Genomic DNA, 13,393 nt, shown 5'->3' on the forward strand with positions numbered 1-13,393 from the left:
TGACCTGCAGGAAGCGCAGGCCGCCATCGACCGGCTCGCCGCGGTGCCGACCGAGCCGGGATTCATGGTCTACCAGGTGGCGCTGCTGGGCCTGCGGGCGCTGCTGGCCCGGGCCCGCGGCGAGGCGGCCGGCTACCGGGAGTTCGCCGAGCGCTACCGGCAGATGGCGACATCACTTGGCTACGAAGGACACATCGCGACCGCCGCAGCGATGACCTGAGCCGTTTTCGGTCACCCGACGAAATGCCCGCACGTTGCGGACCAGAGGGACACACTGGCCATATGGACCGAGACGGCAGGCGCCCGAGGCGGCTTCGCGTTTCCGCGCTGGCGGCGGTCGCGAACCCGTCGTACTCGCGCATCGACACCTGGAATCTGCTCGACGACGCGTGCCACCAACTGGCCGTCGTCGACCGCGCCGGGATGGACACCGCCCACGAGGCCGCCCGGGTGCGGCGCCTGCTCAACCGGCTCAGCGCCTACGAGCGCTACTGGATCTACCCGGGCCCGGAGAACCTGGCGACCTACTGCGGTTATCTGGACCAGCTCGCCTCGGTCAGCCTCGCCGAACAGGTATCGCTGGCCGTGCGACTGCTTTCCGAATACGGCGACCGCGCGGCCTTGTTCGACACGTCCTCCTCGCTGGCCGATCAGGAGTTGGTGTCGCGGGCCAAAGAGCAGCAGTTCTACACCGTGCTACTCGCTGACGATGCCCCGGTGACCGCGCCCGAAGGCCTCGCGGAAAGTCTCCGCAAAATTCGCGATGTCAGCGACGACGTGCAATTCGAGCTGCTGGTGGTCTCCAGCGTCGAGGACGCCATCACCGCGGTCGCGTTGAACGGCGAGATCCAGGCGGCCATCATCCGGCACGACATTCCGCTGCGCTCCCGCGATCGGGTGCCGCTGATGACCACGCTGCTCGGCCGCAACGACGAGGTGGTGGCCACCGACCGCACCCACGACTGGGTCGAGTGCGGCGAGTGGATCCGCGAGCTGCGACCACACATCGACCTCTACCTGCTCACCGACGAATCAATCGCCGCCGAGGCCGAGGACGAGTCCGACGTCTACGACCGGACCTTTTATCGGCTCAACGATGTCACCGACCTGCACAGCACTGTGCTCGCCGGTATCAGGAACCGTTACGCCACACCATTTTTCGACGCACTGCGGGCCTACGCCGCACGGCCGGCCGGACAATTCCACGCCTTGCCCATCGCGCGCGGCGCCAGCATCTTCAACTCGAAGACGCTGCAGGACATGGGTGAGTTCTACGGCCGCAACATCTTCATGGCCGAGACCTCGACCACCTCGGGTGGGCTGGATTCGCTACTGGACCCGCACGGCAACATCAAAAAGGCGATGGACAAAGCCGCGCACACCTGGAATTCCGACCAGACCTACTTCGTCACCAACGGAACCTCGACCGCGAACAAGATCGTCGTCCAATCGCTGACCCGCCCGGGCGACATCGTGCTGATCGACCGCAACTGCCACAAGTCGCACCACTACGGCCTGGTGCTGGCCGGGGCGTACCCGCTGTACCTGGACGCCTACGAACTACAGCCCTTCGCAATTTACGGCGCGGTGTCATTGCCGACCATCAAAAAAGCACTGCTCGATTTGGAGGCGGCGGGGCAGCTGAGCAAAGTGCGGATGCTGCTGCTGACCAACTGCACGTTCGACGGCGTGGTCTACAACCCGCGACGGGTGATGGAGGAAGTGCTGGCGATCAAACCGGACATCTGCTTCCTGTGGGACGAGGCCTGGTACGCGTTCGCCACCGCGGTGCCCTGGGCGCGGCAGCGCACCGCGATGATCGCCGCCGAGCAACTCGAGTCGATGTTGTCGTCGCCGGCCTACGCCCGGGAGTACCAGCAGTGGCGGGAGTCGATGCACGGTGTCGATCGCGCCCAGTGGGGCGAGCACCGGCTGCTACCCGATCCCAGCCAGGCCCGGGTCCGCGTCTACGCCACGCACTCGACGCACAAGTCGCTGTCGGCGCTGCGGCAGGCGTCGATGATCCATGTCCGCGACCAGGATTTCAAGGCACTGTCCCGCGACGCATTCGGGGAAGCATTCTTGACCCACACCTCGACCTCGCCCAACCAGCAACTGCTCGCTTCACTGGATCTGGCCCGTCGACAGGTCGACATCGAGGGCTTCCAGATGGTGCGCTACGTCTACGACATGGCGCTGGTCTTCCGTCACCGTGTCCGCAAAGACCGGTTGATCAGCAAGTGGTTCCGCATCCTCGACGAATCCGATTTGGTGCCAGACGAATTCCGGCTTTCGGCGGTCAGCTCCTACCGCCAGGTGCGGCAGGGCGCGCTGGAGGAGTGGAACGAGGCGTGGCGGTCGGACCAGTTCGTGCTCGACCCGACGCGGGTCACCCTGTACCTGGGTCAGACCGGCATGAACGGCTATGACTTCCGCGAGAAGATCCTGATGGACCGGTTTGGCATCCAGATCAACAAAACCTCGATCAACAGCGTGCTGTTGATCTTCACGATCGGGGTGACTTGGTCAAGCGTCCATTATCTGCTCGACGTGCTGCGTAGGGTGGCCACCGATTTCGACCGCACCGAGAGCTCGGCGAGCAGGGACGACCGTGCCCTGCACCAGCGCCGCGTCGAGGAGATCACCGAGGATCTGCCGGCGCTGCCGGACTTCAGTGAATTCGACGGAGCGTTCCGCCCAGACGATGCCAGCTCATTCGGCGATATGCGTTCGGCGTTCTACGCCGGGTACGAGGACACCGACCGCGAACACGTCATGATCGGGGAGGCCGGCCGGCGGCTCGCCGACGGAAAGTCGTTGGTGTCCACCGGGTTCGTAGTGCCCTATCCGCCGGGCTTTCCGGTGCTGGTGCCCGGTCAGGTTGTCTCCAAGCAGATCCTGTACTTCCTTGCTCAACTCGACATCAAGGAGATTCACGGATACAACCCTGATCTGGGGTTGTCGGTGTTCACCGAGGACGCACTGAAGCGGATCAACGCCGCGCGTTGTTCCGATATCGTAATCGGGTAATTTTCGCTCACCGCGATCAGAATTCTTGCCGGTGAACACCAGGTGGCGCAATGGCGGGCGACGGTGCGGTATCGGCTGGTGACAGCGGAATCCGGGGCGGCGCAATGCGCTCGCCCGCTGTCTCACCCAATACTCGGCAGGCGGGGCTCCCGCGGCCAACGCCGATAGCTTGACGGCGTGGGTGCAGCCGTGCCATTGCCGATTCGTCAACCCCGCGCCGATCGCGCGCGACAGGTCGCCGACGTGCTGCGCCACCAGATCCACTCCGGCGCCTTCGATGACGGCTTGCCCGGTGAGACGGAATTGGCCGCCGAATTTTCGGTGTCGCGCAACACCATTCGCGCTGCGCTGACGGCGCTGAAGATCGAAGGGCTGATCGAGCGCGGTCCCAAGGTCGGCACCCACGTCGCGCAGCGTAAGTACGACCACGGCCTCGACACACTGCTGGGCTTGAAGGAGACGTTCAAAAGCCACGGCGAGGTCCGCAACGAGGTGCGCGCCGCGATGGCTGTGGCTGCGCCGCCGACGGTGGCGCAGCGGCTCAGACTCGAGTCCGGCCAGCAGGTCGTGTTCATCGAGCGGCTACGGCATCTCGGCGGGTTGCCGCTGAGCCTGGACCTGACCTATCTGGTGCCTGACATCGGCGCGCAGGTGTTGACGCACGCCCTGGAAACCAACGACATCTTCGCGCTCATCGAACAGCTCAGCGGCCGCCCGCTCGGCGCGGCCTCGCTGGCGCTGGAGGCGATTCCCGCCGACGCCCACTCCGCCGCGACGCTGCAGGTGCCCGACGGCGCTCCGCTGCTGATGCTGGAACGGCTCACCAGCCTGGACGACGGCAAACCCGTCGACCTGGAGTACATCCGGATGCGTGGAGATCGAATCACTATGCGCGGCAGCCTGATAAGGAGCACATGATGACACTGGTCAACAACCGCGCCGACGTGCCGGTCACCATCGACGAATCGCTGTGTATCGACGGGTGCACGCTGTGCGTCGACATCTGCCCGCTGGATTCGCTGGCGATCAACCCCGACACCGGCAAGGCCTTCATGCACGTCGACGAATGCTGGTACTGCGGCCCATGCGCGGCGCGCTGCCCGACCGGCGCAGTCACCGTCAACATGCCTTACCTCATCCGTTGAAGCGGGACATCGCATGAAGAGATCCGTCGTCAGGCTGGCGTCGGCCGCTGTGGCATTGACCGTGGTGGCCGCCGGCTGCGCGCTGGACTCCGCGAACGCGGTCAACGTCGTGGTGGGCTACCAGTCCAAAACGATCAACACCGTGACCGCGGGCACGCTGCTGCGGGCGCAGGGGTATCTCGAGCACCGGCTGGCGGATGTCACCAAGCGCACCGGCACGAAGTACCACGTGGTGTGGGAGGACTACGACACCGGCGCGCCGATCACCGCGCAGATGGTCGCCGAAAAAATCGACATCGGGTCGATGGGCGACTACCCGATGCTGATCAACGGATCCAAGACCCAGGCCAATCCGCGCGCCGCCACCGAGATCGTCTCGGTCACCGGCTACAACGCCAAGGGTGCGCTGAACATGGTTGTGGTCGAACCGAGTTCGACATCGACCATGTTGCCGGATCTCGCCGGCAAGAAGATCTCGGCCAGCGTGGGCTCGGCCGGCCACGGCACGCTGGTGCGGGCGTTGACCAACGCCGGAATCAATCCCCGCACCGGGGTGGAGGTGCTCAACCAGCAGCCGCAGGTCGGAGCGTCTGCCTTGGAATCCGGACAAGCGCAGGCACTTTCACAATTCGTCGCCTGGCCGGGCTTGTTGGTCCACCAGGGCAAGGCCAAGCTGCTCTACGACGGTGCAGAACTGAACTACCCGACGCTGCACGGCGTGGTGGTCCGGCGCGCGTATGCGGCCGCCCACCCGGAGGTGCTCGACGCCTTTCTACAAGCGCAGCTCGACGCTACGGATTTCATCAACTCCACGCCGCTGGAGGCGGCGCGAATCGTGGCTCAGGCCAGCTCGCTGCCCCAAGAAGTCGTCTACCTCTACAACGGTCCGGGCGGGATGTCGTTCGACACCACGCTGAAGCCGTCGCTGGTTGATGCGTTGAAAAACGATGTGCCGTACCTGAAGTCGATCGGCGACTTCGCCGACCTCGATGTGCCGGATTTCGTCCGGGATGGCCCGTTGCGGGCGGCGTTTTCGGCCCGCAAGCTCGACTACGACGCGGTGTTGCGTGCCGAACCGGCGGCGCGCGGCAGCGAACTCTGGCTGGAGGGATCGGACACCACCGAGCCGATCGCCACCCCGGCCGGCCTGCTCAAGGCCATCCGCGAAGCGACTGTCCGTGGGGCCCGTGTCCGGGCAGCGTACGTTCCCGACACCGAGCTTGGTACCCGGTGGTTCGCCGACAAGTCGGTGTGGGTGCATGACGGTGCGAACTACCTGCCGTTCGACACCTTTGCCGGCGCGCGACGTTACATCGCCGCGCATCCCGGCAGCGCGCCCATCGACTACCAACAAGCACTGGCAGGTGCGGCATGACCGCGGTCGACGTGAGTATCGGGGGTGCGGCAGTTGCCGTGCCGGAACCCGGCGTCGTCAAACCGCTCCGGATCGCATCGGTGTGGCGATCACGGGCGCTGCAACTCGCCTCGATTGCGGCCGCGGTCGGCGCGTGGCAGCTGCTCACCGCGGGCCACGTGCGGTTCTGGCTGCGGTTCGACACATTGCCGACCGTCACCGAAATCGTCGGCGCGCTGACCCGCGCAATCGGTACCGGAGAGTACTGGCTCGATCTGGGGCAGTCCCTGATTCGCATCCTCACCGGGTTCGGGCTGGCGGCGGTCATCGGCGTGGCGAGCGGTATCCTGCTCGGCCGGTCACGGCTAGCCGGAAACCTGCTGGGCCCGCTGACCGAGCTCGCCCGGCCCATCCCCGCGATAGCGATTGTGCCGGTGGCGATCTTGCTGTTTCCCACCGACGAGACCGGGATCGTCTTCATCACCTTTCTTGCGGCGTTCTTCCCGATCATGGTCAGCACCCGGCACGCGGTGCGGGCACTGCCGACGCTGTGGGAAGACTCGGTGCGCACGCTGGGCGGTGGACGCCGGGACGTGCTGACTCAGGTCGTGCTGCCGGGCATCTTGCCGGGCGTTTTCGGCGGGCTGTCGGTCGGCATGGGGGTGGCCTGGATCTGCGTGATCTCGGCCGAGATGATCTCGGGCCGACTCGGTGTGGGATACCGCACCTGGCAGGCCTACACGGTGCTGGCTTATCCGCAGGTGTTCGTCGGCATCATCACCATCGGCGTGCTCGGGTTCGCGACGTCGGCGGCGGTCGAGCTGGCCGGCCGCCGGGCGACGCGGTGGCTGCCGCGCGGAGAGGAGAACGCGCGATGACAGGTATGAGCCTTGAGCTGGATCGAGTGCGGTTGTGCTACAACGACGTTGCGGTCATCGACGACCTGAGCATTGCGGTTCGGCCGGCGGAGATTCTGGCGCTGACTGGACCCTCGGGCTGCGGCAAGACCACGGTGCTGCGCGCATTGGCCGGGCTGCTGACACCCGATGCCGGCCGGGTGCTGGCCGACGGCGCCGAGGTCGCCGGCACGTCGGGCGATCGCGGGGTGGTGTTTCAGGACAATGCGCTGCTGCCGTGGCGCAGCGTGCGTTCCAACATCGAGTTGGCGCTGCGGTTGCGCGGTGAGCGGCGGGCTGCCCGGGCCGCGCAGGCCGACCGGTGGATCGGCGAGCTCGGGCTGACCGGTTTCGGCGATTACCTGCCCAAGAACCTGTCCGGCGGCATGCGCCAGCGTGTTCAGCTGGCCCGCGGGCTGGCCGGGGCGCCCCGCGCGGTGATGATGGACGAGCCGTTCGGAGCGCTGGACACCCAAACCCGTGCGGCCATGCAGCGGCTGCTGATCGACTCCTGGCGGGCACATCCGACCACGATCGTGTTCGTCACCCACGACGTCGACGAGGCGCTGACGCTGGGGGATCGGGTGGCGGTCCTGGGCCGGGCCGGACAACCGCTGCGCGCGCTCGTCGACGTGCCGCAACCCCGCAGCGATCGGGTGCATCCCGACGTGCGCACGGAAATCATTGCCGCACTACATGATCTGGTGACAGCCTGATGCACATTCCCGATCCCACTCAACCTACTCGACTGGACTGCGACGTACTGGTCATCGGCGGCGGCACCGCGGGCACCATGGCCGCTCTGACCGCGGCCGAGCGCGGCGCGCAGGTGCTGTTGCTGGAAAAGGCGCATGTCCGGCATTCCGGCGCACTGGCGATGGGAATGGACGGCGTCAACAACGCCGTCATCCCGGGCAAGGCCGAACCCGAGGACTACGTCGCCGAGATCACCCGCGCCAACGACGGGATCGTCAACCAGCGCACCGTGTACCAGACTGCGACGCGCGGCTTTGCGATGGTGCAACGGTTGGAGCGCTACGGCGTCAAGTTCGAAAAAGACGAGCACGGTGAATACGCGGTGCGGCGGGTGCACCGCTCCGGTTCCTATGTGCTGCCGATGCCCGAAGGCAAGGACGTCAAGAAGGCGCTGTATCGGGTGTTGCGGCAAAAGTCGATGCGGGAGAAGATCCGGATCGAAAACCGGCTGATGCCGGTGCGAGTGCTCACCGACGGCGGGCGGGCCGTCGGCGCGGCCGCATTGCACACCCGCACAGGCGAATTCGTTTCCGTCGGGGCCAAGGCGGTGATCCTGGCGACCGGCGCGTGCGGGCGACTGGGCCTGCCCGCCTCGGGATACCTGTACGGCACGTACGAGAACCCGACCAATGCCGGCGACGGGTATTCGATGGCCTACCACGCCGGCGCCGAGCTCTCCGGCATCGAATGCTTCCAAGTCAACCCGCTGATCAAGGACTACAACGGCCCGGCTTGTGCCTATGTGGCCAACCCGTTCGGTGGCTATCAGGTCAACGCGTTAGGGGAGCGGTTCGTCGACTCGGACTACTGGTCGGGGCAGATGATGGCCGAAGTGCGCAGCGAGGTCGAGTCCGCACGCGGTCCGATCTACCTCAAGGTGTTTCATCTGCCGGACGAGACGCTGACCGCGCTGGAGAACATCCTGCACACCACCGAGCGGCCCACCCGCGGCACCTTTCACGCCAACCGCGGCCACGATTACCGCACCCACGACGTCGAGATGCACATCTCCGAAATCGGTTTGTGCTCCGGCCATTCCGCATCCGGCGTCTGGGTCGACGAGAATGCCCGTACCACCGTCGCCGGCCTGTATGCCGCGGGTGACCTGGCCTGCGTACCGCATAACTACATGATCGGCGCGTTCGTCTTCGGTGACCTGGCCGGCGCGGACGCGGCCGCTACGTTGCCTGATGTTCCAGCGCCACAACAGCTTCCACAGGATCAGCTGCGTGCCGCACATGAGCTCATCTACCGCCCGCTGCGTCACCCGGACGGGCCGCCGCAGCCGCAGGTCGAGTACAAGCTGCGGCGATTCGTCAACGACTATGTGGCACCGCCCAAGACGGCGGCCAAGCTGTCCATCGCGGTGCGCACCTTCGATCGGATGCGCGACGAGATCGCCGAGATGGGCGCTCGGACGCCGCACGAGCTGATGCGCAGCATCGAGGTGTCCTTCATCCGGGACTGCGCCGAATTCGCCGCTCGCTCATCGCTGACCCGCACCGAGTCGCGCTGGGGTCTCTACCACGAACGCGCCGACCTGCCGGCCCGCGACGACCAGCAGTGGGGCTACCACCTGAACCTGCGTAAGGCGCCCGACCGGTCGATGGAATTCCTCAAGCGGCCTGTTGCGCCGTACTTCGTGCCGGTGCCCGGATTGGACATGTTGCCGCCCGCCGACCAAAAAGTGTGGCCGGTCGCCGAACCGCCGTTGCTGGGTGGCCGGGCACCGGCCGACACCCGATCCCGGGTCGGCGTCGCAGTGTCAGCCGAACCGCCGTCGCCGCGTATCGTCGCGGTGCTGGCACTCGAGGAACCCACGGTGGCCGCGCTGGCCGATTTCCTCGGCGATGCCGACGCCGGCGTGCGCCGCACGGCGGTGGCCACCTTGACCGAGCACACCCCGGATGGCTACGCCACCGAACTGTTGACGGCGCTCGACGATGACGACGCGACCGTACGGCGGGCCGCTGCTGAGGGGGTGCGTGAACTCGTCGAGGTGCTACCAGATCCCGAGGCCGCTCGAGAATTTCTGGCATCGCCCGATGCCGTGGTCCGGTCGGTCAGCGTCTACCTGCTGGCGGCGCGTCGCGCCGGTGACGCCGACGTGTTCCGGCATGCGCGCGGCGATGCCGACCATCGGGTGCGGATCGAGGCAGTGCGTGCGCTGGTGTCGATCGACGACGCCGCGGGGGTGGCTGTGGCCACCGGCGACGCCAACCGCGAGGTCCGGATCGTCGCAGCCAACGGCCTGGCGACGCTGCGGGCCGGCCACGACGCGGTCCGCGACCTTGTTGTCGACACCGATCCGTTGGTACGCGCAGCCGCGCTCGCGGCCTTAGGCCAATTAGGTTGCAGCGAAGAAAATTTGGGTGTCGTCGAGCAGGCGCTGCGGACCCCGGCGTGGCAGGTGCGGGAAGGCGCGGCGCGCGCATTGTCGGGTGCGGCGGCCGCGCAGGCGGTTCCGATGCTGTCGCAGACACTCGTCGACGAGCACCTCGACGTGCGCAAAGCCGCGGTGCTCAGCCTCACCCGTTGGGCGGACTCCGACCTTGCGGCACGCGATGCGCTGAGCGTGGCACTCAAAGACGACGACGCCGACGTGCGGGCGTATGCCCGCCGTGCGTTGGGTGCTGAATCCGGGTAGTCGCCGCTAGATCTGATGGCCCGGCTCCTCCTCATCGCTTCGCTCTGCATCGTCGCCGGGCTAGGCTTACCGCCCATGGTGGCTTCGCCTGGCGCGACCGGTTCGCGGCTGTCGGTGAATGACTGGGTGCAAGAGGGTTTCCGGGTACTGGCCGAGGACGGGGTGAAGGCCCTGACCCTGGGCCATCTGTGCAGTCGTCTTGGCGTCACCAAGGGCAGCTTCTACTGGCATTTCCATGACATGACGGCATATCGCACGGCGCTGATCGACACCTGGGCTGTCGTCCGGGACGAAGACCGGTCCTTCGACGCCCTGGTGAATCAGCCGCCCCGCGAGCGGCTGTCCCGGATGATGACCGCGCTGGTCGGTCCACGGCAATGGATGCTGGAGCGCGCCATGCGGGAGTGGGCACGATCGGAGACGACGGTGGCCGCCGCGGTGCGGGCATCCGACCAGAAGGTGATCGCCGCGGTCCGGCGGGCCTTCCTCGACGCCGGGTTTGACCGCGAGCAGGCTGAGATGCGCGCGACCGCGACGTTCGCTGCCGGCATCGGCTTCTTGCATCTGTCCGGCTCGCGACCAAGCCCGTCGGCCGCGGGACGCCGGGAGCAATTTCTGGAAGTCATGCTGCGGCACTAATTTTCGAGCTTTACCATACCAAAAGGTATGGTAAGGTCCCGAGAATGACGGCATTGCAGACGTCGCATCCCGAGGTCAGCGCCGATTTCGTGGCACGCCTGGCCGATCGCGCGGGGGAGGCAGAGAAGTCACGTCGGCTGCCGCAGGCCACCATTGATGATTATCGGAACTCCGGGCTGGCCCGGCTGCTGCTGCCGAAGCGGTACGGCGGCGCGCAGGCAGAATTTCCCGAGATTCTCGAGGTGGTGCGCCGGATGGCGCACGGATGCACATCGAGCGCGTGGACGCTCGGCTTCTACACCCTGCACAACTGGATGCTGGCGCTGTTCGGTGAGCAGGCCCAGGACGAGGTGTTCACCGACGGGCCGGTGCTGTGCCCCGCTCCGCTTGCACCGACCGGGCGCGCCGCCCCAGTGGACGGCGGCGTGCGGTTGACCGGGCGATGGTCATGGGCGACCGGAGTGATGGACGCCGAGTGGGTGATGGTCGGCGCCATCTGCGGACCGGACGACGCGCCGTACCCGGTGCTGGTGTTGTTGCCGGCCAAGGATATTCACGTTGAAGACGTCTGGCACACCGCTGGAATGTGCGCCACCGGATCCAACGACGTCGTCGTCGACGACGCGTGGGTGCCCGAGCATCGCCTGGTGGCGGTGACTGACATCTACGCCGGCACCGCTCCCGGCGCGGCATTGCACGACGCCGCGTTGTACCGGTGGCCGATGGTGCCCGCGCTGGCGCTGACGGCCGCGATGCCCGCGCTGGGCTCGGCAGAACTGGTCGCAGATCTGTTCGCCCGCCGACTCAGCGAACGGTTGCTTGCGTATTCCGGTGCGGCACAGAAGGATCAGCCCACCGCGCACATGCGCCTCGGCGACGCCCGGGTGCGATTGCGGGCCATGCGCAGTCTGACGCAGGCGGCCGCCGAGGATATTCAGGCCAGAGTCGGCAGCGGTCAGCACATTGGCCGCAAAGTGCGATCCGGCGTCCGCGTCGCCGCCGCGCACGTCGTGCACGAATCCCGGGCGGTGATCGCCGATCTGCTCGAGGCATCCGGTGCCAGCTCGCAGTTTCTGGGCCACCCGTTGCAGCGTGCCAAGCGGGATGTCGACGTGATCTCCGGCCACGTGGTGTTCGACTACGACGGCAGCCGCGAGCTCGCCGGCGCGTTGGAGATCGGTACGAAGGTGTCACCGTTCGCGATGGTTTAACGCAGCGCCTTCGCATACAGCAGGCTGTCGCGCGGTTCGGGCCCGAGGTTGGGGTAGACCGCGTGCCGAGTCAGCCGACCCTCCAACAGGAACCCGGCTCGCTCCAACAGTCGCACCGAACGCTCATTGTCGACGTTGCAGGTGGCCCAGACGCGGTACACGTCGGGGTCGGCGTCGAGGGTGGCCAGCAACATGTCAAGCGCTTCGGACATCAATCCTTTGCCCCACCAGCGTCGTCCGATGCAGTAGCCGATTTCGGCGGAGTGCCGCACCGGGCGCCAGCAGCTCATCATTCCGATGATCTCGTCGCTGTGCGCCAGCACGATGGCCCAGGTTCGGTCATGCTCGCCGACGTTGATCCTTTCGGTGATCACTCGCCTGGTCGCCGCGACGTCGGGATGCGGTGTCCACAGCAGATACTTGGTGACCTGGGGGTCGCGGGCGACCCGTTGAAACAGCGCGCCGGCGTCCTCGATCACCGGCAAGCGCAACAGCAGCCGTGGTCCGGCGATGCGTTCGGGCGTATAGTCAGCCATCTAGAGGCCAAGCGCGCGGTAAGTGCGATGCACGAATTTCGGTTGCACCGCTTGCAGTTTCGCGCGTGAGGTGTTGCCCGCGACTGCGGCTGCCGCATCGGCTGACAATGCGGGCATGTTTTGAATCATGTACAGCATGATCAGGTCGGCAGCCGGATCGGCCTGCCACCAGGTCCCATATGCGCCGGGCCAACTGAATGTTCCGACTCCGCCCGGCCCGAACAGCGGTGCCGATTTCGCCGGATCGGTGACCACCGAAAGGTTGAGCCCGAAACCGCGGCCGATCCAGAACGGCGATCCAAGGAAGTGATGTCGCTTCTGCTCATCGGTGAGGCGATCGGTGCGCATCAGTCGCACCGATTCCGGCGAAAGCACGCGCACGCCGTCGAGAGTCCCATTACCCACCAGCATTTCGATGAATCGCAGGTAATCGTCCGCGGTTGACCACAATCCGCCGCCGGCGTTGCAGAACGCCGGCGGCGCGATGTGGGGCTGGCCCATCACGTCGTGCTGCAGCTGATTGTTGTCGTCCAGCCGGTACATGGTCGCAGCACGACGGCGACCCTCCAAGGTTACGTGGAAACCGGTGTCAATCATGTTCAGCGGCTGCAGGATTCGCTCGTCGAGCACCTGATGGAACGACTTTCCTTCGATACGGGAAGCCAGCACGCCGACCACATCGGTGGAATGACCGTAGGTCAGCCGTTCGCCCGGCTGGTGCACCAGCGGCAACTCGGCGAGCGCGGCCAGCCACGGGTCGGGGCCGCGCCCGAACGGCAGGCGGACGTAGGCGCGGGAGATGGCCCCGCCGACGGAGAATCCGTAGCCCAGGCCGCTGGTGTGGGTGAGCAGGTCCTCGACCAGGATCGCTCGCCCGGCCGGCTGGGTGCGGTCCAGCGGTCCGCTCGGGTCGTCCAGCACCCGCACGTCGGCGAATTCCGGCAGCCAGCGCACGATCGGGTCGCGCAGCGCCACCTTGCCCTCGTCGACCAGGCTCATCAACGCAGCGACGGTCACGGGTTTGGTCATCGACGCGATGCGAAACAGGGTGTCGCGCTGCATGGGCAGTTCAGCGTCGACATCGCGGTAGCCGATCTCGTTGACCTGCAGCACGTTTCCGTGCTGCCACACCATGGTCACCGCGCCGGCGAGCAGGCCGGCGTCGCAGGCTTCGCGAAT

General features: G+C 66.5%; 11 protein-coding genes and 1 pseudogene. 10 read left to right on the forward strand and 2 right to left on the reverse strand.

What is annotated here, in order from left to right:
- From VGG53_RS12310 to VGG53_RS12355, 10 genes and pseudogenes are all read left to right on the forward strand, one after another.
- A partial coding sequence (locus VGG53_RS12310) for a hypothetical protein (protein ID WP_331518340.1) occupies positions 1–220 on the forward strand: 220 nt, incomplete at its 5' end.
- A 62-nt stretch (positions 221–282) separates the two neighbouring features.
- Positions 283–3,027, forward strand: a pseudogene (locus tag VGG53_RS12315) (aminotransferase class I/II-fold pyridoxal phosphate-dependent enzyme); the annotation flags it as partial.
- Between the two features lie 180 nt (positions 3,028–3,207).
- Positions 3,208–3,948, forward strand: coding sequence for a GntR family transcriptional regulator (locus VGG53_RS12320; RefSeq protein ID WP_331518341.1), 741 nt, complete (start codon positions 3,208–3,210; stop codon positions 3,946–3,948).
- Positions 3,948–4,175: a ferredoxin family protein gene (locus tag VGG53_RS12325; RefSeq protein WP_331518342.1), complete on the forward strand. Its 228-nt coding sequence runs from the start codon at positions 3,948–3,950 to the stop codon at positions 4,173–4,175. The genes VGG53_RS12320 and VGG53_RS12325 overlap by 1 nt, the downstream gene beginning before the upstream one ends.
- 13 nt (positions 4,176–4,188) lie before the next feature.
- Positions 4,189–5,550 carry an ABC transporter substrate-binding protein gene (locus tag VGG53_RS12330; RefSeq protein ID WP_331518343.1) on the forward strand — a complete coding sequence of 454 codons (1,362 nt, stop codon included), beginning with the start codon at positions 4,189–4,191 and terminating at the stop codon, positions 5,548–5,550.
- Entirely contained in the window at positions 5,547–6,407 is an 861-nt protein-coding gene (locus VGG53_RS12335) for an ABC transporter permease (protein WP_331518344.1), read from the forward strand. The genes VGG53_RS12330 and VGG53_RS12335 overlap by 4 nt, the downstream gene beginning before the upstream one ends.
- A complete protein-coding gene (locus VGG53_RS12340; protein ID WP_331518346.1) occupies positions 6,404–7,141 on the forward strand; it encodes an ABC transporter ATP-binding protein in 738 nt (245 codons plus the stop codon). The genes VGG53_RS12335 and VGG53_RS12340 overlap by 4 nt, the downstream gene beginning before the upstream one ends.
- The gene (locus VGG53_RS12345) at positions 7,141–9,828 is read left to right on the forward strand and encodes a fumarate reductase/succinate dehydrogenase flavoprotein subunit (protein WP_331518347.1); all 2,688 of its coding nucleotides are present in this window, start codon (positions 7,141–7,143) and stop codon (positions 9,826–9,828) included. The genes VGG53_RS12340 and VGG53_RS12345 overlap by 1 nt, the downstream gene beginning before the upstream one ends.
- A gap of 75 nt (positions 9,829–9,903) precedes the next feature.
- Positions 9,904–10,467, forward strand: a complete 564-nt coding sequence (locus VGG53_RS12350) for a TetR/AcrR family transcriptional regulator (protein WP_331518348.1) — start codon at positions 9,904–9,906, stop codon at positions 10,465–10,467.
- Positions 10,468–10,511: 44 nt separating this feature from the next.
- Positions 10,512–11,678, forward strand: coding sequence for an acyl-CoA dehydrogenase family protein (locus tag VGG53_RS12355; protein WP_331518349.1), 1,167 nt, complete (start codon positions 10,512–10,514; stop codon positions 11,676–11,678).
- Here VGG53_RS12355 and VGG53_RS12360 read toward each other — a convergent pair.
- Positions 11,675–12,214 (reverse strand): GNAT family N-acetyltransferase, encoded by a 540-nt coding sequence (locus tag VGG53_RS12360; RefSeq protein WP_331518350.1) that lies wholly within the window; start codon positions 12,212–12,214, stop codon positions 11,675–11,677. The genes VGG53_RS12355 and VGG53_RS12360 overlap by 4 nt on opposite strands.
- Positions 12,215–13,393, reverse strand: a 1,179-nt coding sequence (locus VGG53_RS12365; RefSeq protein WP_331518351.1) for a serine hydrolase domain-containing protein, incomplete at its 5' end; no start/stop codon positions are given.

Origin of the sequence: Mycobacterium sp., from assembly GCF_036490025.1 — a bacterium.
In the GTDB taxonomy this organism is placed as follows: domain Bacteria; phylum Actinomycetota; class Actinomycetes; order Mycobacteriales; family Mycobacteriaceae; genus Mycobacterium.

Coding starts and splice junctions, on each gene's coding strand:
- VGG53_RS12335 (WP_331518344.1), top strand. CDS start 5,547: ATGACCGCGGTCGACGTGAGTATCGGGGGTGCGGCAGTTGCCGTGCCG.
- VGG53_RS12345 (WP_331518347.1), top strand. CDS start 7,141: ATGCACATTCCCGATCCCACTCAACCTACTCGACTGGACTGCGACGTA.
- VGG53_RS12355 (WP_331518349.1), top strand. CDS start 10,512: ATGACGGCATTGCAGACGTCGCATCCCGAGGTCAGCGCCGATTTCGTG.
- VGG53_RS12325 (WP_331518342.1), top strand. CDS start 3,948: ATGACACTGGTCAACAACCGCGCCGACGTGCCGGTCACCATCGACGAA.
- VGG53_RS12360 (WP_331518350.1), bottom strand. CDS start 12,214: ATGGCTGACTATACGCCCGAACGCATCGCCGGACCACGGCTGCTGTTG.
- VGG53_RS12330 (WP_331518343.1), top strand. CDS start 4,189: ATGAAGAGATCCGTCGTCAGGCTGGCGTCGGCCGCTGTGGCATTGACC.
- VGG53_RS12340 (WP_331518346.1), top strand. CDS start 6,404: ATGACAGGTATGAGCCTTGAGCTGGATCGAGTGCGGTTGTGCTACAAC.
- VGG53_RS12350 (WP_331518348.1), top strand. CDS start 9,904: ATGGTGGCTTCGCCTGGCGCGACCGGTTCGCGGCTGTCGGTGAATGAC.